This is a genomic window from Devosia sp. (assembly GCF_028290645.1).
Taxonomy (GTDB): Bacteria; Pseudomonadota; Alphaproteobacteria; order Rhizobiales; family Devosiaceae; genus Devosia_A.
Map to the genome: position 1 here is coordinate 1 of NZ_JAQGJL010000096.1, position 18026 is coordinate 18026.

Sequence of the window (18026 nt, forward strand, 5' to 3'; positions counted from 1 at the left end):
TCCCCTGAGTTCTCAAACGAAATGCAACACCTGGTTAGGGTGTTGGCATGGGACAGAGATATCGACAGTTCGGTGTTGCGGAGCGGTGTGAGATTGCCCGGCTATCGGGCGCGGGCCGCTCGATCCGGCAGATCGCTGCAGCTCTGGATCGCGCGCCATCGTCGGTGGCTCGAGAGCTGAAGCGCAACCGCGGTGTGCAGGTGGCCTACCAGCCGGTCTACGCCGAGGCGCAGGCCAAGGCGCGGCGCTGGAGCGGCAGCCGGCTGGATCGGGACGCGGCGTTGCGCCAGCAGGTGCTCGGCCAGCTCGAGCAAGGTTGGTCGCCCGAGCAGATCGTCGGTCGCGCGCGGCAGACCGGAACGGCGCCGGTCGGGGGGGAGACCATCTATCGCTTCATCCATGCCCAGATCCGGCGCCACAACGACTTCGACTGGCGCCGCTATCTGCCCCGGGGCAAGTTCAAGCGTGGCTGGCGACCCGGCAAGGGCGGCAGCCCGGCGCTGCATATGCTGCACCGAATACCGCTCAGCGCGCGGCCCGAGGAGGCCGCCGGCCGCCGGACCCCGGGGCACTGGAGGCCGACCTGATGGGCTTCGCCCGGTACGGGCAGAACCTGCTGATCCTGCATGAGCGCATGAGCCGGGCGCTGATCGGCTTGCCGCTGGGCTCCAAACATGCCGGGCCCATCGCCCAGGCGATCGGCGCGGTCCTCGCGCAACTGCCGCCGCCGCTCCGCCGCACCGTCACCTTCGACAACGGCACCGAGTTCGCCCGCCACCACGAACTTGGCGCGCTTGGCATCGGCACCTACTTCTGCGATCCCCATGCGCCCTGGCAGAAGGGCGGCGTCGAGAACGCCATCGGCCGTATGCGCCGTTTCCTGCCGCGCAAGACCGACCTCGCGCAACTCGGCCAAACCGACCTCGTCACAATCATCGCCGCCTACAACAACACCCCCAGAAAATGCCTTGACTGGCGTACCCCGGCCGAAGCCTTCTTAGACCAACTGTTGCACTTCAAACGAGAATCCACATTCCGGCCTTCGCCGGAATGACATCCAGTGTGAGTGCCGGCCAGGTGGCAGCGGCTCTTCTGGTCACCCGTTCTTCCGCCCCACGAAAATGGTCCAGCCGAGCAGCGGCCGGATCGTCCGCTGGTAATACATCCAGTCGCGCCGGCTCTTGCTCAGCACTTCCGCATGGTCCGGATGCTTGGGGTTCTCGCGCGCCCAGGTCAGCGTCGCGTGCCGGTGGTGGCTGACATAGCGCTCGAAATCCGCCTCGGAGGCGCTGATCGTCGCCGATACCTCGGCGCCGTGGCGCTCCACCACGCCCATCATGCTCACCGTATCGGGCGGCAGTATATCGCCCTTCGGCACCTCCGGATGGTGCCTCAGCACCATGTCGCCTAGCACCACGCTGCCACCGGGCTTGGTTGCCGCGGCCATCCATTCCAACGCCTGCGGTACCTCGCCGATGGCGAAGGACGCCCCCAGGCAGAGCACGATATCGTAAGAGGCCGGGGAGATCGGGAACCCCTTGGCCGAGGCGTTGTGAAAGGTCAGATGCCCCCGCGCCGGCGGCTTCCGCCGGGCGACCTCGAGAAAGCGCGGATTGATGTCGATGCCGACGCCCTCGATGGCGTGCTTGTCGGCCCACTGCCGCATCAGCCAGGCTTTGCCGCAGCCGATGTCGAGCACGCTGAGGCCATCCCGGATGTCGCAATAGTCGTCGAGCAGCCGCAGCTTCCGGTCGGTGATCGGGTTCTGGATCTCGATATCGCGCTCGGCGATCGCCCAGTAGTTCAGTTGGTCCAAATCGCGCCTCCCCTCGACGATTCAGACCGCCACTATACCGTAAACACCTCTGCGCGCAGTAAATTCCAGGTGTCGCGATCGCTGGCAATCAGCAACCCGCCCTCCCGATGGCTGGGCAGGTACGGCGACCCGTCGAACCGCGCCACATACCCGCCCGCCTCTTCCGAGATGAGGCACCCGGCCAGGTGGTCCCACGGCATCAGCTTGTTGAACGCGACGAAATGCGAGAACCCCGCCGCGAACGTCCGGTAGTCGTGCCCTGCGACGCGATAGTTCGCCGCCACCCGGATCTTGGCGAGGTTCGCCAGCACCCTTGGCTTGCTGTCCGCCGGCAGGAACGTGATCGACACATGGCCGACGAGATCGGCCAGCCCGGGCGCCGTCGCCACCTTGAGCCGCCACTGCGTACCGTCGGGCCGTCGCTGCCACGCCCCGCCGCCCCTCTCGGCCAGCACCCAGTCGTCGCCCATCGGGTCGTAGATGATGCCGGCGATGGTCTCGCCCTTCGATACCACGCTCGCCATCGTCGCATAGAGCGGCAGACCCGCAGCGAAGTTCGCCGTGCCGTCGACCGGATCGACGACGATGGCGAAGTCGGCGCGATCGAGCGCATCCAGCAGCGCCGGACTCGCCGCCACCGATTCCTCCCCGACGAACAGTGCATCGGGCCACGCCGCCACGACCTCGGCCTTGATCCGCCGCTCAGCCTGCTCGTCCGCCTCGGTCACGAGGTCGATCGCGTCGGCCTTCTCGCGGACCATCCCCGGCTCGAGGTGCCGGAACCGCGGCAGGATTTCGCTCTTGGCCGCATCACGGAGGATGACCGCGAGGCGGTCGATATCGAATGAACTCATTTTCGCTCTTGGTTGGTTCGATCCAGGGGGGCGGTTCAACGGGATGATCAGTCGCCCGTCGCGGCCTTCTGCAGGCCGAGGAAATCGAACAGTTTCGGATCGAGCAGATGGCTCGGCCGCACATTACCCAAGGCCCGTATCATGATGTCCTTGCGTCCCGGCATCCGCTTTTCGATGTCGTTGAGCATCGCCTTCATGGCGTTGCGCTCGAGCCCCTCCTGCGACCCACAGAGGTCGCACGGGATGATCGGGAACGCCATGTGCTCGGCGAACTTCTCGAGGTCCGGCTCGCCGCAATAGATCATCGGCCGCAGCACCTCGACGTCGCCGTCGTCGTTCATCAGCCGCGGCGGCATGGCCGCGAGCTTGCCGCCATGGAACAGGTTCATGAAGAACGTCTCGAGGCTGTCCTCGCGGTGATGCCCCAGCACCAGCGCCGAACAGCCCTCCTCCCGCGCGATGCGGTAGAGGTTGCCGCGCCTCAACCGTGAGCAGAGCGAGCAATAGGTCGCCCCCGCCGGCAGTGTGCTGGTGACGATCGAGTAGGTGTCCCTGTACTCGATCCGGTGCGCGATGCCGTGCTTGCTCAGCCAGTCCGGCAGGATGTGCTTGGGAAAGTTCGGCTGCCCCTGGTCGAGATTGCAGGCGGTGAGTTCGACCGGCAGCAGCCCGCGCCACTTGAGGTCCAGCAGCAGCGCCAGCATCCCGTAGCTGTCCTTGCCGCCCGAGATGGCGACCAACCACTTCTCCCCGGCCCGCGCCATGCCGAACTTCTCGATCGCCTCCCGCATGTTGCGGATGAGGCGCTTCCTGAGCTTGTTGAACTCGACGCTGCGCGGCGCCCCGGCAAACAGCGGATGCGTGCCGGAGAGGTCTTCGGCATCGGCCTCGAGCCGGGCGGGACTGACGATCTGGTTCATGGGGTGAGCTGATACCAAACCACGCGCCTTACCGGAAGCTTGCTGCGAATTTACATCATGGCAAGGTGTGCCGGATTTCTTGCCGGCTCCAGATTTAGTCAGTTAGATGACGCAACCTCACGGAACCCCGAGGAGTCTCCCTTGTTCCGCTCATTCTTCCCCGAACCCAAGCTGTTCTTCTCGTCGGCGGTGCTGCTGATGCTGGCAGCTACCCTGCTGTTCTTCGTCGCCGGCCAACCGATCCGCTCCGTCCTGAGTGTCGACCGCTTCCTCGCCCCCGCAATCTGCGCGCCAGCTGCAGCTGCGCCGACGGGGGATCAGCCGACCACCGAAACGCCGGGCGCCACGCCTGCCACCCCCGGCCAGCCGGCTGCGGGCGCCCCCGATACCAACCCCAACGCGCCCTCGACCACCGAAAGCGCCCCGCCGGCCGCGGCCGCCACAGGCAACTGCGTTGCCGAGGACACCAGCTTCCTCAACGGCGAGAAGATCTGGGAATACCAGTACATCCTGATGATCGCGGTGGTGTTCTGCGTGTTCTGGTACTTCTACAAGCGGAACGAATGGTACCGGTGGTCGGTGGTCGGCTCGACGGCGATCCTCCTCGCCATCTATTTCAACGTGCAGGTCGACGCCTGGGTCAATGCCTGGCAGGGTACGTTCTTCGACCTCCTGCAGCAGGCCCTGTCGCAGCCCGGATCGGTCGATCCGGTCACCTTCTACGGCCAGGTCTTCGTCATCTTCGCAGTGCTGCTGCCCAACATCCTCGCGCTGGTGATCCTCGCCTTCTTCACCTCCCACTACGTCTTCCGGTGGCGCAAGGCGATGAACTCCTACTACATGGCCTACTGGCCCGCGATCCGCACTACCGAAGGCGCGGCGCAGCGCGTCCAGGAAGACACCATGCGCTTCGCCTCGATCGTCGAGGACCTGGGCACAAGCTTCTTCTCCTCGCTGATCACCCTTGTCGTGTTCCTGCCGATCCTGTGGGAGCTCTCGCAGCACATCACCGAACTGCCGATCCTCGGCCAGGTGCCTGGCAGCCTCGTCTGGGTGGCGCTGATCTCGGCGGCATTCGGCACCGTGCTGCTCGCCTTCGTCGGCATAAAGCTCCCGGGCCTCAACTTCCAGAACCAGCGCGTCGAAGCCGCCCTACGCAAGGAACTCGTCTACGGCGAAGACAGCGCCGACCGTGCCGAGCCCCTCACCTCCAAGCAGCTCTTCGCCAACGTGCAGCTCAACTACTACCGGCTGTATTTCCACTACACCTACTTCAACCTCGCCCGGTACGCGTACCTGCAGGGCGCCGCCTACATCCCGCTCCTCGCCATGTCGCCGTCGATCCTCGCCGGCACGCTGACGCTTGGCTTCTACCAGCAGATCTCGAACGCCTTCGGCCAGGTCTCCGGCTCGTTCCAGTTCTTCGCCCGCGCCTGGACGACGATCGTCGAGCTGCTCTCGGTCTACCAGCGCCTGCGCCTGTTCGAGAGCTTCATCCCGCAGGAACAGGAGCCGATCAAGGAGTCGGTGTCCAGCATCGCCACGTCGACATGAGGCCGGAGGGGCCGCTGTTCAAAGCGGCCCCTATCTTCCGGCAGTTACGCGCGCCGCCACAGGTGCGCGTCTAGAAAGGCCGGCAAGTCGCCGTCCTTGTGGAGGCGGTGGAGCGTGTTGTGCATCACCGCAAAGTTTGGGGATGAAACCTCGACGACCTTGGCGTCGATGCAACTGGCGATGTCGGCGGCCGCCTGTTTGTCTTCGGGGGAGTCCGCCCCGTGGACGGCCACGATGTGCTTTGGTTTGCCATTGGCATTGGCCGCCCTTAACACATCCGCGATCGGCGTCGCCCCCGGGCGCTCGATACGTGGGGCGAACGGGCTGATCGCCCCGCAAATGACGATGTTTTCTATGCCGATCTGCAGTGCGACCATAAGCAGGGGCAGGCCTCCGGCGCTTACCCCGAGGGCATAGACGCGCTTGTAGCGCTGCACCTGCAACAGGGCCGGCAACGCATCCGCGAGTTCCTCGATGCTGTCCGCCAGCCCCTCTATGCCATTGATATACCTCGTGCGCGTGCCGTCGCGAATGACGACCACATCCGTCGCAGCGGCCGCAAGGTTCTGCAAGAACGCGGCGATGGGCATCATTATCCGGTGGTTCCCGCCCGGAAACGCAAGAAGCAGTGCCTTTTCCCGAGCATCGGCGCCGTCGGTGAAAAGGGTTACGTTCTTGCGTATGTCGCGGCGGACGAACGGCTCGGGGTCTACCTTGCCCACAGGCCGGAGATCCTGAAAAAGCTCATCCACCCACTCCCGGGCCGCCTCTTTCAGTTCCCTTGCTGAAAAGCTCTGCTCGCCACTGAGCGTCGGTCCGTCGTGGATTCCCTTCACGAACAGGGCCTCGGATAACGCGAGAACTTCGACGGGGGTAAGGGTGTTGCCAAATGCGATGTGAACGCGATTGACGCCGTTCATGCTCCGGCAGGACGCGATCAGCCGATCGTAGTCCTCCAGCACTAGAGGGCCCCGCTGATAGTAGTCACCAGCGCGTTGAGAGAGCCTATCTCGGCGAGCTGCTGGGGAAGGATCGACACCCCCACAATGGTTTCTATCGCGATGCAGAGTTCCATGGCGGCGAGGCTGTCGATCTCCAGCGTGGCCAGCGGAACATCCTCGGCCCCGCTGAGAAACGCAGCCTCGCGCGAGCTCCCGCGGAAGCGTGGTACGGACGCGTAACCCAATGCATCCGCGATCACCTGTCGAATATCCTCGTTAGTCAACGTCCACTCCTTGCAGTCTCAAATTGCGCCGCGATTTCGCGCCGCAGAATCTTGCCCTGGCTGTTTCTGGGCAGCGCCTCTAGCACAAGAATCCGCCTGGGCGCGCGAAGCGCCAGTAGTTCCCTTGCATAGCTCAGCAGTTCGCCAGTCGTTACCGCAACTCCTGATCTGAGTTCGACGGCGGCGACCGGGATCTGTCCATGAACCTTGGATTCCAGCGGTAGTGCCGCCGATGCCAATACCGCCGGATGCCGCTCCAGCACTCGCTCGATCTCGGCCGGGAACACATTGATGCCGTTGAGGATCATCATGTCGTCGCTGCGTCCCTGAACGATCAGGTTGCCATCGGCGCGCACCATGCCGACGTCACCGGGGTAGAACCAGCCGTCGCGAAACCGCGCCTGCGTTTCCTGCGGGTCGCCGACATATCCCGAAGTCATGCCGTCGACCCGCAGGCGTATCAGCCCGGTCGTCCCTGGCGGCAGAGGCGCACCCGCGGGATCGACGATCTGCAGCTCGAGCCCGCGCACCGGCGGACCGACCGCCTCGGCCTCGTCATGCTCGCCCGGACCCGCGAACGCGATGGTTCCACACTCGGTCGCCCCATAGCGCACTGTCAGCAACGGCGTGACGTTGCGCTCGATGCTGCGGCGGACGTCGAACGGCAGCGGCGAGCCGGCGACGCTGATCCTTACCCCGCGGAGCATGCTGAGTTCACGCGCGGCGAGGTCCGCAGCGTGAAGGCGGGAGATGTCGAGTTCCGTGACCCGCTGGTGCACGCACAGGTCGGCAACATCGAACTCGCCATCGGGAACGAATACATTCGTTCCCCCGGCCCAGACGCAATAGAGCCTCAGCCGTTTCGAGATATTGTGCTCGATCGAACCAAGCCGCAGCACCCGCTCGCCGGCATAATCGTGGTGGCGCTGCGCCTGGGCCGCGATCTGTCGATCGGTCAGCGGCAACAGCTTCATTTCTCCGGTGGTACCCGAGGTGCCGAAGTAGATGATGCCGCCGCCCTCGGTCCATTCGATGACGTTCACGGTGGGGGCGACCCCCCGCTGGGGCCAGCTGACGCGCACGAGCCCGGGCAGGTCCTCTGTCGCAGGTGCCTCGAGGATATGCGTCAGCTCCAGGCGCCGGGCGATTCGCTCCTTCGCCCCCGCAGTGTCGTGCGATGCGAGGGTAACCTGATGCGCACCCACGGCCATTAACGCCAGGGTCGCGGTCAGATGTTCAACCTCGTCGGTCACGGCGATGCCGATAGCGGTTCCCGCCGCGATCCCCTGGGACTTGAGAAACGCCGCGCCGGCGGCCACGCGACCCTGCAACTCGCGATACGTAAGGGCTGAGTGCTCGGCAGAAGATATCGCCTCGACCTCACCCATGCGCTCCGAGTGGTCCTGCAGCCGTCCCAGCAAGCTCAATGTCCGTCCCCGGTTCCACCCTGAGTCAATGTGGCAAGAGAATGTCGGAGTTAGCTCTAGTTGGTGCTCGAGAAAAACAAAAGGCCGCCCCAGAGGGGCGGCCTTCCACAACTTCTGGCGGGCGCTGCGCTTAGCGCGAGTAAAATTCCACCACCAGGTTCGGTTCCATCTGGACCGGGTACGGCACGTCGGCGAGGGCCGGGATGCGGACGTAGGTGGCGGTCTGCTTGCCGTGGTCGACTTCCACGTATTCGGGAACGTCGCGCTCACCGAGCTGGTTGGCCTCGAGCACGATGCCGAGCTGCTTGGAACGCTCGCGCACTTCGACCTTGTCGCCGACCTTGACCTGGTACGACGGAATGTTGACGCGCTTGCCGTTGACGAGGATGTGGCCGTGCGACACGAACTGGCGCGCCGCGAAGACGGTCGGCACGAACTTGGCGCGGTAGACGATGGCGTCGAGACGGCTCTCGAGCAGCCCGATCAGGCGCTCGCCAGTGTCGCCCTTGACGCGCGAAGCTTCGGTGTAGAGCTTCTTGAAGGCCTTCTCGGTGATCGAACCGTAATAGCCCTTGAGCTTCTGCTTGGCGCGCAGCTGCAGACCGTAGTCGGAGGTCTTGCCCTTGCGGCGCTGGCCGTGCTGGCCGGGGCCATAGGCCCGGTTGTTGAGCGGGGACTTCGGACGGCCCCAGAGGTTTTCGCCCAAACGGCGGTCGATCTTGTGCTTAACTGAATCGCGCTTCGACATCGGAATCCTTTCAAAGATCGTCGAAAGTGATTGCGCCCTCCTCTGCCCGACCTTGCGGAACGGACCGACAGATTCCTGATGGTTCAGGCAATCCCGGGTGCGCTCGAGGAACCCGAAGGCTCGACAAGTTGGCGCGTGATAGAGGGGGAGGCCTGCGAAGTCAAGGCCGCGAGCGCCAGGCACGGCATCAACCCGACCTGCTCACGACATCGCAGGTGACAACGGCCTGCCGCTATGGTCCCAGCTGCAAGATCGCATCTTACAGAAGATAGAGCGAAAGCGTTAATGCAAAGCTCTAAGCACAAACACCACCCCATAGTTGATGCAACCAAGTACATTCATGGCCGTTTCATTTATCCATGTAAGATTTCAGCGAGGATCGATAAATGAAAACCACGTCACTCATTGCACTGGCAACTGCTGTCGCACTATCGGCGAGCGGCATGGCCTATGCGCAGACAAGTGTCACGGGGGCCGTCAGTGTCGGGGGAGCTGACGCCGGCGCCAGCGTCAGTGTCGGCGGTTCGGGCTCGGGCAGCAATGCCTCCGTTACCGTGGATCTCAACGGCGACGGCAATATAACCACTGAAGAGCAGACCGCCGCAGCAAACGCAAACGTCACCCTCGGCAACAATGCTGCGCTGACCGTCCGTGTGGACGCGAACGGCAACGGCACCATCAGCGACGATGAATTGGCCGCGGCCAACGTCGCCCTCGCCGTTCGCCTCGGGCCGGGCTCGACCGTCGACGTCAACGCGGACGGCAATATCAGCACCGCCGAAGAGGCGGCGGCCGATGCGGCGCTGTCCGTCAACGTCGGCGTCGGCAGCGGCAACGGCGCCACCACGGCCTCGATCGATATCAACGGCGACGGCTCCATCAGCGCCGGCGAACTCGCCGCGGCCACCGCCGCCCTCGAGGTCGCACTCGGCGCCTCGGTGATCATCGACCTCAACGGCGACGGCGTCATCAGCCCCGACGAAGTCGCGGCTGCCGACGATCTGCTCAACAATTCCGGCGGCGGCGGCGTGAACATGGCCGTGATCGCCTGCGGCAAGGCGGGCCTCGAGGCCATGATCTCGAGCTTCGGCAAGCCCGACATGGGCGTTCTGGCTGCGGCCCGCAAGGTCACCGTGGTCGGCGTGTCCAATTGCCAGGCCGGCGAAGTGAGCGCCACGCTCAAGACCCAGGGCGCCGCCGATATCCGCACCGTGCTGGCCGCCAATACGGCAGCCATGCGGGCCATCCAGGCCCGCAACGCCGATCTCTCGGACGTGCTCGGCGCCACCACCACCAGCGACGCGATCACCGTCTATATCGAGGCGTCGACCACGGCCGGCTAAGCCCGCCAGCATCGACGATACTTCCGCCGCCTCGATATCGGGGCGGCGGAGCCTTGTCCGCCGCTACCCCTCGACCATTTTCCTGTCCAGCGAGCGCTGCTCACGCAGCCCCTGAAAGATGCGGCTCCACAGCACTGCGATGGCAATCGAACCGATGCCGCCGATGACCACCGCCGGCACCGGGCCGATGAAATGCGCCACCGTGCCGGCTCGAAACTCGCCCAGTTCGTTCGAGGCGCCGATGAAGACGCTGTTCACCGCGTTCACCCGGCCGCGCACCTGCTCCGGCGTCCAGAGCTGCATGATGGTCTCGCGAATGGTGACGCTGACCATGTCCGAAGCGCCCACCAGCGCCAGTGCCGGCACCGAGATCCAGATCGTCGTCGATAGTCCGAAGAGCACCGTGAAGGCCCCGAACAGGCCCACGAACAGGAACAGCAGCTTTCCCGCATGGTCGCGGATCGGGAACCGCGTCAGGAACAGCGCCATGGCGATCGCGCCGATGCCCGGGGCAGCGCGCAGGAAGCCGAGTTCGGCCGGCCCGGCATGCAGAATGTCCTTGGCATAGATCGGCAGCAGGGCCACCGCGCCGCCCATCAGCACGGCGAACATGTCGAGCGAGATCGCGCCCAGCACCACCTTGTTGGCGAAGATGTAGCGGAAGCCGGCCAGCATGGTTTCGAGGCTCGTCGCCTGGTGCGACTCGCGGATCGAGGGCTTGGAAATCAGCAGCACCGAGATCATGGCGAGGACGAGCAGCCCCGCCCCGGTGCCGAAGGCAACCGACGGCCCGACCCCGTAGAGCAGCCCACCCACCGCCGGCCCCATGATCGAGGCGGCCTGCCAGGCCGAAGCATTGACGGTGATTGCGTTGGCGAGCGCCTCGGGCGGCACCAGGTTCGGCGCCAGCGATTGCGCCGACGGCCCCCAGAACGCCCGCGCCGTTCCAAGCACCGCGAGGATGCCGAAGATCGGCCACACCTCATGCGCCTCGGCGTTGCTGAAGGCGAGGAAGCCGAGCGCGCAAAGCAGTTCGACGCCGAGGCAGATGGCCATGATCACCCGGCGGTTGAACCGGTCGGCAGTCAGCCCGGTGACGAGGATCAGCAGCAGCGACGGCAGGAACAGCGACAGCCCCACCAGCCCGAGCAGCAGCGCTTCGCCCGTCACGTCGTAGATCTGCCAGGCGATCGACACCGACATGATCTGCACCGCGAAGCTGACCAGCAGCGTCGTCAGCCAGAAGAAGCGGAAATTGCGGTAGCTGAAGGCCAGGCGGGACGGCGCAGCCAAGATGTCAGTGGTCATGGTGGCGTGAGATGCCATGCGGAGCAGTAAGCCGTCAAAGCCTACTTGTTGCTAGCCACCTCCAGGTGCCGAGCGCAGGGCCCGCCGAGTCCCGGGAAAAGTTCGTGGCCGCCAGGCACCTATTCCTTCTTCGCCAGCCGCCCCTGCCGCAGGTGCGCCCGGTCGATCGAGGAGATCACGCCGCGCAGCGTACGGATTTCCTGGGTCGACAGCTGCGCCCGGCTGAACGCCGCGCGCAGGTTGTCGACCATCGTCGGCCGCTTGTCGGCGGTCTTGAAGAAGCCGGTGCGGTCGAGCGTCTCCTCGAGATGGAGGAACAGCCCCACCAGTTCCTCGCGCGGCGCGATGGGATCGAGCCCGCCGGTGAACGGCAGCACCTCGCCCTTGTCGGCCTGTTGCCGCCACTCGTAAGCCATGAGCAGCACCGCCTGCGCGATGTTCAGCGAGGCGAACGCCGCCTCGACCGGGAACGTCACGATGGCATCGGCCAGCGCCACCTCTTCGTTGTAAAGCCCCCAGCGCTCGCGCCCGAACAGCAGGCCCGCCTTCGCGCCGCCCGCGATATGCGAGATGATGCGCTGCGCCCCCTCCTCCGGGCCATAGACCGGCTTCTGCATGTCCCGGCGGCGCGCCGTCGTCGCGAAAACCATGGAGAGATCGCCGATTGCCTCCTCGACGGTAGCGAACACGCGCACCTTCTCGATCACATGATCGGCACGCGACGCCGCGGCGATGGCGCGCTCGTTGGGCCAGCCGTCGCGCGGGTTGACCAGCCGCAGGTCCCATAGCCCGAAATTGGCCATGGCACGCGCCGTGGTGCCGACATTCTCGCCCAGCTGCGGCTCGCACAGAATTATCGCCGGGCTCGGCCGGTAGGTGAACTCCTGCGATTTGTCGGTTCCGGCCATAGGCAAAGCTCCCGTTCGGCCGGGAGATAGGGCCTAAGCCGTTCCGAGATCAAGCGCGGCGTCAGGCCACCATATTGCGCTTGAGTTCCTTCACCTTGCTGCCGCGCAGCCATTCGCGATCGAGGATGGCGAAATGCAGCTCCTCATCCCACTCGCCCTGGAACAGCGCGTGCTCGCGGAAATGCGCCTCGAGCCGCATGCCGAGCTCCTTCAGCAGCTTTGCAGAGGCCTCGTTGCGTGCCGAGCAGCGGGCGAAAATCCGGTGGAGCCCGAATTCGTTGAACCCCAGATCGAGCGCGGCGCGCACCGACTCCCGGGCATAGCCCTGCTGGCGCTGCGTCGGGCTGAGGATGAACCGCAACTCGGCCTGCCCGGCGGTCGCGTCGGTCCATTTCAGCGACACTTGGCCGACCAGCAGGCCGTCCGACTTCTTCACCACCGCCAGCGTGATGACGTCGCCCGGACGGTGCAGCCGCTGTTGCGCGCACATGGCGTCGAGCGCCGCCTTCACCTCCACCCTGTCGCGCGCCTTCCAGTCGAGATAGCGCTGCACCTCCGGAAGGGCGTGGTAGGCCATGACCGCGTCGAGGTCGGATTTTTGGAAGTTCCTGAGGGCAAGCCTCGCGGTTTCAATGGGAAAGTCAGGCATCGACATCTCCGCTGTTCCAATGATTTAAGGTTTACCTGCAGAACGCGACGCCATGATGGCGGTTCCGGCTTAGACGTTGAAATAGTTTGCTAAATCCGCCCCGCCGGGCGGGAAATCATGAGGCTGCAGCCTCACTTAGCGACCAGCGCCGTCTCGCCACTCGCCTTCGAGCAGGGCGTAGACGAACTCCTCGTCCCAGGCGCCCTTGACGAAGCTGTGCTCGCGGAAATGCGCCTCCCGCCGCATCCCCAGCCGCTCCATCACCTTCCACGACGCCTCGTTTGCGGCCGCGCACCGGGCGTAGATCCGGTGCATCCCGGCACCCTCGAATCCCATCTGCAGCAGCACCCGTGCCGCCTCCGTGGCGTAGCCCCGGCCGTGGAAATCGGGGTGGAAGACGTAGCCGATCTCCGCCTGCCGGGAGGGCGCGTCACGCAGGATCAGCGACACCTCGCCGATTACCCGCTGCGGGCTCCTGAGCTCGGCGGCGAGGAAAATCTTGTCACCCTCGGCGAGGAACGCCTGCTGCCCGACCCGCAGTTGCACCACCTCGGTGACGCTCTGGTGGCTCATCGGGCCGTCGGACAGATACTGCGTCACGTCCGTGCGCTGCCGATAGGTGAACACCGCATCGACATCGCCCCGGGTGAACGGCCGGAGGCGGAGCCGCTCAGTCTCGATGGGGAACTGCGGCGCATACATCATCCCTCCCCTCTAGTGGCAGCAGGCCGGCCGATCAAGCGGAGCGCTTGCGGATCGATGGCGGCTGATGTCAGCTTGCGCCATGCCGCAACACGCAAGACCCGATGTCGATCTCACCGCCCGCTGCGCCTGCGGAGTTGTCTCGATTGCGGTGAAGGGCCCGATCCACGCGATGTTCATGTGCTCCTGCGAGGACTGCCAGCGCGCCAGCGGCACCGGCCACGCCACCGTCGCGCTCGCCAGCCCCGGCGACGTCACCATCACCGGCCCGACCCGCAGCTTCGCCCGTCCGGCCAATTCGGGCGCCCTCCTCACCCGCTGGTTCTGCCCCGAATGCGGCACGCCGCTTTACGCCCGCTCAAGCCGCGCCCCCGAGGCCCTCATGCTTCCCGTCGGCCTCTTCGGCGCCAAAACGACCTGGTACGTCCCCAATCAGCTGATCTTCGCCCGCAGCCATCGCGACTGGGACGTGATGCCGGAGGGCCTGCGCATGCACTCCACCTACCGCAACGAAGGAGGCCACTGATGTCTGCCGCTTCCGACGCCCTGGGCGACCGTCTCCGCCCACTGCTCGCCGCCACGCCCGGCATCGTCGAAAAGAAGATGTTCGGCGGCATCGGCTTCATGCTCCGTGGCAACATGGTCATTGGCACCACCGCCAAGGGCGACCTCCTGGTCCGCGTCGATCCAGCGAAGCAGGCCGAGGCCCTCGAGCGCCCCGGCGCCTACCAGATGCACATGGGCCCACGCCCCATGACCGGCTTCATCGCCGTCAACGAAACCGGTACCCCCGACGACACGGCGCTCACCGGGTGGATCGCCTACGCCATAAACTTCGCCGCGACGCTTCCGCCGAAATGAAAACCGCCTCCACCACCATGGCCCATCTCGTCGAACGCGTCCGGAACATCCTCGATGGCGATCCACGCGTCACCGAAAAGACCATGTTCGGCGGCCTGACGTTCCTGCTCAACGGCCACATCCTCGTCGGCACCAAGAAGGACGGCCGGATCCTCCTCAGCGTCGGCAAGGACCACAATGACGAGGCTCTCGCCCGTCCCGGCGCAACCCAGATGGTGCACGGCGGCAAGCCGATGCGCGGTTTCATCTGGATCGACCCTGATGCCATCGAGGACGATGACGACCTGCGGAGCTGGGTCGAGACGGCAGAACGCTGGGTCGCCGCCCTGCCGCCCAAATAGTCAGAGCGCCGAGAATACCAGCGAGGCGTTGACGCCGCCGAAGCCGAACGAGTTCGACAGGGCGTGGCGCACCATCTTCGGCTTCGCCACCTTCGGCACCAGGTCGAACTGCTCGCCGACATCCGGATCCTCGAGATTCCGTGTCGGCGGCAGCATGCCGGTGCGAAGCGCGAGGATCGAGAACACCGACTCGATCGCCCCCGCCGCGCCCATCAGGTGCCCGGTGGCCGACTTGGTCGAAGAGATCGCGAGATCCTTGCCCCGGTTGGCGAACACCGCGCCGATGCCGGCGAGTTCCGCCGCATCTCCGACCCCGGTCGAGGTCGAGTGCGCATTGATGTAGTCGATCTCGCCCGGCGACACCCCCGCCATCTTCAGCGCATTGCGCATCGCCACCTGTGCCCCTGCCCCAGTCGGCTCGCCCGCCGTCAGGTGATAGGCATCCGCCGATGTCCCGTAACCGGACAGTATCGCGAGCGGCGTGGCGCCGCGCCCCTTCGCATGGCTCAGCCGCTCGATCACCAGCACCGCCGCGCCCTCCGCCAGCACGAACCCGTCCCGCCTCCGGTCGAACGGCCGCGACGCCGCCTGCGGATCGTCATTGAACGCCGTCGACAAGGCCCGCGCCGCGCCGAACCCGCCCACCGAGATCGGATCGATCGAGCCCTCGGCGCCGCCCACCACCGCCACGTCCGCCTCGCCGGTAAGGATCAGCCGCATGCCGTCGCCGATCGCCTGCCCGGACGCGGCGCAGGCCGTCACCGGCGCCCCGATCGGCCCCTTGAAGCCGTAGCGGATCGAAATCCAGCCGGCGGCGAGATTGGCGAGAAAGCTCGGCACCGTGAACGGCGAGAGCCGCCGCGGCCCCTTCTCGATGATCGTCTCTACCGCCTGCGCCATCACCGGCGACCCGCCCACGCCCGTGCCGATGATCGTCGCCGTAGCAGCGCGCTCTTCCTCGGTCCTGGGCACCCAGCCCGATTGCGCCAGCGCTTCCTGCGCCGCGACCAGCCCGTACTGGATGAACAGGTCCATCTTCTTGATATCCTTGGGGTCGATCGCCACCAGCGGATCGAACCCCTCCGGATCGTCGGCCTTGACCGGCACCAGCCCCGCCACCTTGGCGGCGAACTCGGTGACGTCGAAGCGCGTGTTCCGCACCAGTCCGCTCTTGCCGGCAACCAGCCGCGCCCAGTTGGTTGCTACGCCCGTCCCCAACGGGCTGACAGCGCCCATGCCGGTAACGACGATCGGATCGGCAGGCGAATTGAGTTGCGTGGCCATCAAGTTCTCCATTCAACAGTGTAGATACACGGCGCAGCCGATGCCTCCGGCGCGCCGTTTGAGGATCAAACGGCCGCGAGCCGCTTCAGGGTCTTCAATGTGTCGTCGAACCCGGCCGCGCCGAGCTCTTCCTTGATCTCGGCCTGCGCCTTCCGCCAGAACGGCAGCAACTGCTCGACCAGCGCATGTCCCTTGTCGGTCAGGCCGCAGATCCGGCCATTGCCGTGCTCCGCCGGGCGCGAGGCGATCAGCCCCATCTTCTCCAGCCGGTCGAGATTCCGCGTCAGCGTCGTCCGCTCGAACCCCCGCGCCTCGGCCAGTTCGCTCACGGTCTGCTCGCCCGCCGCCACGATCACTCCAAGCAGCGAGAACTGCGTCGAGGTAATACCGAACGGCCGCGCATAAGCGTCGTAGCGCCGCGTAATCGCCCGCGCCGCCATCCGGCTGTTCGAAACCATGCACTGCGTGAAGTCATCCATGGCGCGATACTTAGTGTGTATATGCACGGTGTCAATCCGGATGCTGGGGGTTGACGAAGCGCGCGTGACCCACTTCATTGGCGCCAATCCTGGGCAGGAGGTTTTGATGGCCGATGAGATCGACGAAATCGGGAACACCCTGCGCGAACTGGCCAGGACCGCCCGCACCCCCAAGCAGTTGCTGAAGGAAACCCTGATGCGGCATCCCAAGGCGAAGAAAAAGGCCATCGCGCACGCCGCCTTCCTCGCCATGATCGACGCCGCCGGCACCGACGCGCGGCAGGCCGACGCCCTGCAGGAAGTCGCTCTCAACACCCGCAACGCCGACAACTAACGGCCCTTCAGCGCCGGGGCTTTTCTCCGGTCGGCTTGTCCGACCCGTCTGCCGGCCGATCATCATCGGGCAGCACGCTGTCATCGGTCTCGAACAGCGGCTCCGGCGGAACCTTGCTCGGCCCCAGCGGCCCCTCATCGGTCTTCTCGATCTCGAGATTGGGTACGGTCGGCGGAATGATCGGAGGGAAGCTCATCTTGTCCTCGCACTGCCAGCGGCGCCTGACGCTCCACTAACAATGCCCCCACCCCATGGCAGTTGCATGATGATGCCTGCCCCTTAGCTGGGGGTCCACAGCCGCGACGTGCATGGTAACAAAGCCGAAGCCAGTGAGCTGGGCACCATCTCGCCCCACCACCGGCCCATCTCCCCCTAGGTGGGGGAGAATGGAATTTCTTGGGCTTGGCCCTTCGCTAAGCCTTAGAAATTCCAAGAGAGGGGGTGCGGAGGCACGGTGCCCCAAAACGACCCCCTCTCTTGCGAAATCTAAGGCTTAGCCAAACGGCTAAACCTAAGATTTCGCTTTCTCCCCCGCCAAGGGGGAGAGGGGCATCGAGTAAACCGTCCCCCACCTATCCCCGCCCCCTCCGGCCGCATGCGATACTCCCCCGTCCTTCACACGAGCGGCACTCGCGACCAACGAACGGTGGGGGGAGTCGTCCCATGGCGGCCGCGGATATGGGCAACCGGACACGCCTGCTCCTTGGAGCAGGGTGAATGACGCTCCCTCATATCCCCCGCCAGAAAATCCTGACGGTTCCGGCGAGGCGACGGCCTGTTCATTTGCGGACCACCCGCGTGGCCGACGCCTCCCCGGACCCCGCTCGACCTATTGAACCCCGAAGCCGAAAGGCTGTCGGACGCTTCCGCTTGGCCGTTTTCATGCTATGAGCGCCGGCATCGATTTTTCCGCGCGCCGAGGAGCTTTTGCATGGCCAAGATCAAAGTCCAGAACCCCGTTGTCGATCTCGACGGCGACGAGATGACCCGCATCATCTGGCAGGCGATCAAGGACAAGCTGATCCTCCCGTACCTCGACCTCAAGATCGAATACTACGACCTGAGCGTCGAGAACCGCGATGCGACAGCCGACCAGGTCACGGTCGATGCCGCCTACGCCATCAAGAAGCACGGCGTCGGCATCAAATGCGCCACCATCACTCCCGATGAGCAGCGCGTCGAAGAATTCAAGCTCAAGAAGATGTGGAAGTCGCCCAACGGCACCATCCGCAACATCCTCGGCGGCGTGATCTTCCGCGAGCCGATCATCATG

23 protein-coding genes are annotated in these 18026 nt (G+C 65.3%); 9 read left to right on the forward strand and 14 right to left on the reverse strand.

The annotated features are described in order from the left end of the window. Positions 1 to 47: 47 nt before the first annotated feature. Together JWQ89_RS05355 and JWQ89_RS05360 are read left to right on the forward strand one after the other, a co-directional pair. Positions 48 to 587 (forward strand): helix-turn-helix domain-containing protein, encoded by a 540-nt coding sequence (locus JWQ89_RS05355; protein WP_299639069.1) that lies wholly within the window; start codon positions 48 to 50, stop codon positions 585 to 587. Further along, entirely contained in the window at positions 587 to 1054 is a 468-nt protein-coding gene (locus JWQ89_RS05360; protein WP_299639071.1) for an IS30 family transposase, read from the forward strand. The genes JWQ89_RS05355 and JWQ89_RS05360 overlap by 1 nt, the downstream gene beginning before the upstream one ends. A gap of 42 nt (positions 1055 to 1096) precedes the next feature. Here JWQ89_RS05360 and JWQ89_RS05365 read toward each other — a convergent pair whose 3' ends face one another. Genes JWQ89_RS05365 through ttcA form a run of 3 tightly spaced genes read right to left on the reverse strand, consistent with a single transcriptional unit; the run spans position 1097 to position 3590 of the window. Then, on the reverse strand, positions 1097 to 1816 hold the full coding sequence (locus tag JWQ89_RS05365) for a class I SAM-dependent methyltransferase (protein ID WP_299639073.1): 720 nt from the start codon (positions 1814 to 1816) through the stop codon (positions 1097 to 1099). Between the two features lie 32 nt (positions 1817 to 1848). After that, positions 1849 to 2670, reverse strand: a complete 822-nt coding sequence (locus JWQ89_RS05370) for an inositol monophosphatase family protein (RefSeq protein WP_299639075.1) — start codon at positions 2668 to 2670, stop codon at positions 1849 to 1851. A gap of 47 nt (positions 2671 to 2717) precedes the next feature. Then, positions 2718 to 3590, reverse strand: a complete 873-nt coding sequence (gene ttcA / locus JWQ89_RS05375) for a tRNA 2-thiocytidine(32) synthetase TtcA (protein WP_299639076.1) — start codon at positions 3588 to 3590, stop codon at positions 2718 to 2720. Positions 3591 to 3731: 141 nt separating this feature from the next. Between ttcA and sbmA the strand changes: the two genes are divergently transcribed. After that, positions 3732 to 5144, forward strand: coding sequence for a peptide antibiotic transporter SbmA (gene sbmA / locus JWQ89_RS05380; RefSeq protein ID WP_299639078.1), 1413 nt, complete (start codon positions 3732 to 3734; stop codon positions 5142 to 5144). A 44-nt stretch (positions 5145 to 5188) separates the two neighbouring features. Here the strand turns inward: sbmA and JWQ89_RS05385 are convergent, their stop codons facing one another. From JWQ89_RS05385 to rpsD, 4 genes are read right to left on the reverse strand one after another with little or no spacing between them, the layout of a single operon-like run. After that, on the reverse strand, positions 5189 to 6106 hold the full coding sequence (locus tag JWQ89_RS05385) for a hypothetical protein (protein WP_299639080.1): 918 nt from the start codon (positions 6104 to 6106) through the stop codon (positions 5189 to 5191). Beyond that, positions 6106 to 6369 carry an acyl carrier protein gene (locus tag JWQ89_RS05390; RefSeq protein ID WP_299639081.1) on the reverse strand — a complete coding sequence of 88 codons (264 nt, stop codon included), beginning with the start codon at positions 6367 to 6369 and terminating at the stop codon, positions 6106 to 6108. The genes JWQ89_RS05385 and JWQ89_RS05390 overlap by 1 nt, the downstream gene beginning before the upstream one ends. Further along, entirely contained in the window at positions 6366 to 7907 is a 1542-nt protein-coding gene (locus tag JWQ89_RS05395; RefSeq protein WP_299639082.1) for a class I adenylate-forming enzyme family protein, read from the reverse strand. Before JWQ89_RS05395 ends, JWQ89_RS05390 begins: the two co-directional genes overlap by 4 nt. A gap of 19 nt (positions 7908 to 7926) precedes the next feature. Then, on the reverse strand, positions 7927 to 8544 hold the full coding sequence (gene rpsD, locus JWQ89_RS05400; protein ID WP_299639084.1) for a 30S ribosomal protein S4: 618 nt from the start codon (positions 8542 to 8544) through the stop codon (positions 7927 to 7929). Positions 8545 to 8930: 386 nt separating this feature from the next. On the opposite strand from rpsD, the gene JWQ89_RS05405 reads away from it, so the two are divergent. Continuing rightward, complete coding sequence (locus JWQ89_RS05405) at positions 8931 to 9887, forward strand: hypothetical protein (protein WP_299639086.1); 957 nt, start codon at positions 8931 to 8933, stop codon at positions 9885 to 9887. Between the two features lie 63 nt (positions 9888 to 9950). Here JWQ89_RS05405 and JWQ89_RS05410 read toward each other — a convergent pair whose 3' ends face one another. The 4 genes from JWQ89_RS05410 to JWQ89_RS05425 form a co-directional block, all read right to left on the reverse strand. Continuing rightward, positions 9951 to 11195, reverse strand: a complete 1245-nt coding sequence (locus JWQ89_RS05410; protein WP_299639087.1) for an MFS transporter — start codon at positions 11193 to 11195, stop codon at positions 9951 to 9953. A gap of 119 nt (positions 11196 to 11314) precedes the next feature. Then, entirely contained in the window at positions 11315 to 12103 is a 789-nt protein-coding gene (locus JWQ89_RS05415; RefSeq protein WP_299639089.1) for an RNA methyltransferase, read from the reverse strand. Positions 12104 to 12164: 61 nt separating this feature from the next. After that, positions 12165 to 12752 carry a GNAT family protein gene (locus tag JWQ89_RS05420; RefSeq protein WP_299639090.1) on the reverse strand — a complete coding sequence of 196 codons (588 nt, stop codon included), beginning with the start codon at positions 12750 to 12752 and terminating at the stop codon, positions 12165 to 12167. 135 nt (positions 12753 to 12887) lie between these two features. After that, entirely contained in the window at positions 12888 to 13457 is a 570-nt protein-coding gene (locus tag JWQ89_RS05425; RefSeq protein WP_299639093.1) for a GNAT family protein, read from the reverse strand. A gap of 79 nt (positions 13458 to 13536) precedes the next feature. Here JWQ89_RS05425 and JWQ89_RS05430 point away from each other — a divergent pair, with 79 nt between their 5' ends. Genes JWQ89_RS05430 through JWQ89_RS05440 form a run of 3 tightly spaced genes read left to right on the forward strand, consistent with a single transcriptional unit; the run spans position 13537 to position 14656 of the window. Beyond that, positions 13537 to 13980 (forward strand): GFA family protein, encoded by a 444-nt coding sequence (locus JWQ89_RS05430; protein WP_299639094.1) that lies wholly within the window; start codon positions 13537 to 13539, stop codon positions 13978 to 13980. Further along, positions 13980 to 14315 (forward strand): TfoX/Sxy family protein, encoded by a 336-nt coding sequence (locus tag JWQ89_RS05435; protein ID WP_299639096.1) that lies wholly within the window; start codon positions 13980 to 13982, stop codon positions 14313 to 14315. The genes JWQ89_RS05430 and JWQ89_RS05435 overlap by 1 nt, the downstream gene beginning before the upstream one ends. Further along, complete coding sequence (locus tag JWQ89_RS05440) at positions 14312 to 14656, forward strand: TfoX/Sxy family protein (RefSeq protein ID WP_299639097.1); 345 nt, start codon at positions 14312 to 14314, stop codon at positions 14654 to 14656. Before JWQ89_RS05435 ends, JWQ89_RS05440 begins: the two co-directional genes overlap by 4 nt. On the opposite strand, the gene fabF is transcribed toward JWQ89_RS05440, so the two are convergent. Continuing rightward, positions 14657 to 15940: a beta-ketoacyl-ACP synthase II gene (gene fabF, locus JWQ89_RS05445; protein ID WP_299639098.1), complete on the reverse strand. Its 1284-nt coding sequence runs from the start codon at positions 15938 to 15940 to the stop codon at positions 14657 to 14659. It lies immediately after the preceding gene. Between the two features lie 65 nt (positions 15941 to 16005). Then, positions 16006 to 16446, reverse strand: coding sequence for a MarR family winged helix-turn-helix transcriptional regulator (locus tag JWQ89_RS05450; RefSeq protein ID WP_299639099.1), 441 nt, complete (start codon positions 16444 to 16446; stop codon positions 16006 to 16008). 79 nt (positions 16447 to 16525) lie between these two features. On the opposite strand from JWQ89_RS05450, the gene JWQ89_RS05455 reads away from it, so the two are divergent. Then, positions 16526 to 16753, forward strand: a complete 228-nt coding sequence (locus JWQ89_RS05455) for a hypothetical protein (protein ID WP_299639100.1) — start codon at positions 16526 to 16528, stop codon at positions 16751 to 16753. Between the two features lie 7 nt (positions 16754 to 16760). Here the strand turns inward: JWQ89_RS05455 and JWQ89_RS05460 are convergent, their stop codons facing one another. Beyond that, a complete protein-coding gene (locus JWQ89_RS05460) occupies positions 16761 to 16949 on the reverse strand; it encodes a hypothetical protein (RefSeq protein ID WP_299639102.1) in 189 nt (62 codons plus the stop codon). Positions 16950 to 17684: 735 nt separating this feature from the next. On the opposite strand from JWQ89_RS05460, the gene JWQ89_RS05465 reads away from it, so the two are divergent. Then, the coding region (locus JWQ89_RS05465) for an isocitrate/isopropylmalate family dehydrogenase (RefSeq protein ID WP_299639104.1) at positions 17685 to 18026 on the forward strand (342 nt) is incomplete at its 3' end.

Excerpts from the sequence above, each read along its gene's own strand:
- JWQ89_RS05355 (WP_299639069.1), top strand. The coding sequence starts at position 48 with ATGGGACAGAGATATCGACAGTTCGGTGTTGCGGAGCGGTGTGAGATT.
- JWQ89_RS05360 (WP_299639071.1), top strand. The coding sequence starts at position 587 with ATGGGCTTCGCCCGGTACGGGCAGAACCTGCTGATCCTGCATGAGCGC.
- JWQ89_RS05370 (WP_299639075.1), bottom strand. The coding sequence starts at position 2,670 with ATGAGTTCATTCGATATCGACCGCCTCGCGGTCATCCTCCGTGATGCG.
- ttcA (WP_299639076.1), bottom strand. The coding sequence starts at position 3,590 with ATGAACCAGATCGTCAGTCCCGCCCGGCTCGAGGCCGATGCCGAAGAC.
- rpsD (WP_299639084.1), bottom strand. The coding sequence starts at position 8,544 with ATGTCGAAGCGCGATTCAGTTAAGCACAAGATCGACCGCCGTTTGGGC.
- JWQ89_RS05405 (WP_299639086.1), top strand. The coding sequence starts at position 8,931 with ATGAAAACCACGTCACTCATTGCACTGGCAACTGCTGTCGCACTATCG.
- JWQ89_RS05410 (WP_299639087.1), bottom strand. The coding sequence starts at position 11,195 with ATGACCACTGACATCTTGGCTGCGCCGTCCCGCCTGGCCTTCAGCTAC.
- JWQ89_RS05415 (WP_299639089.1), bottom strand. The coding sequence starts at position 12,103 with ATGGCCGGAACCGACAAATCGCAGGAGTTCACCTACCGGCCGAGCCCG.
- JWQ89_RS05420 (WP_299639090.1), bottom strand. The coding sequence starts at position 12,752 with ATGCCTGACTTTCCCATTGAAACCGCGAGGCTTGCCCTCAGGAACTTC.
- JWQ89_RS05425 (WP_299639093.1), bottom strand. The coding sequence starts at position 13,457 with ATGATGTATGCGCCGCAGTTCCCCATCGAGACTGAGCGGCTCCGCCTC.
- JWQ89_RS05430 (WP_299639094.1), top strand. The coding sequence starts at position 13,537 with ATGCCGCAACACGCAAGACCCGATGTCGATCTCACCGCCCGCTGCGCC.
- JWQ89_RS05435 (WP_299639096.1), top strand. The coding sequence starts at position 13,980 with ATGTCTGCCGCTTCCGACGCCCTGGGCGACCGTCTCCGCCCACTGCTC.
- JWQ89_RS05440 (WP_299639097.1), top strand. The coding sequence starts at position 14,312 with ATGAAAACCGCCTCCACCACCATGGCCCATCTCGTCGAACGCGTCCGG.
- fabF (WP_299639098.1), bottom strand. The coding sequence starts at position 15,940 with ATGGCCACGCAACTCAATTCGCCTGCCGATCCGATCGTCGTTACCGGC.
- JWQ89_RS05455 (WP_299639100.1), top strand. The coding sequence starts at position 16,526 with ATGGCCGATGAGATCGACGAAATCGGGAACACCCTGCGCGAACTGGCC.
- JWQ89_RS05460 (WP_299639102.1), bottom strand. The coding sequence starts at position 16,949 with ATGAGCTTCCCTCCGATCATTCCGCCGACCGTACCCAATCTCGAGATC.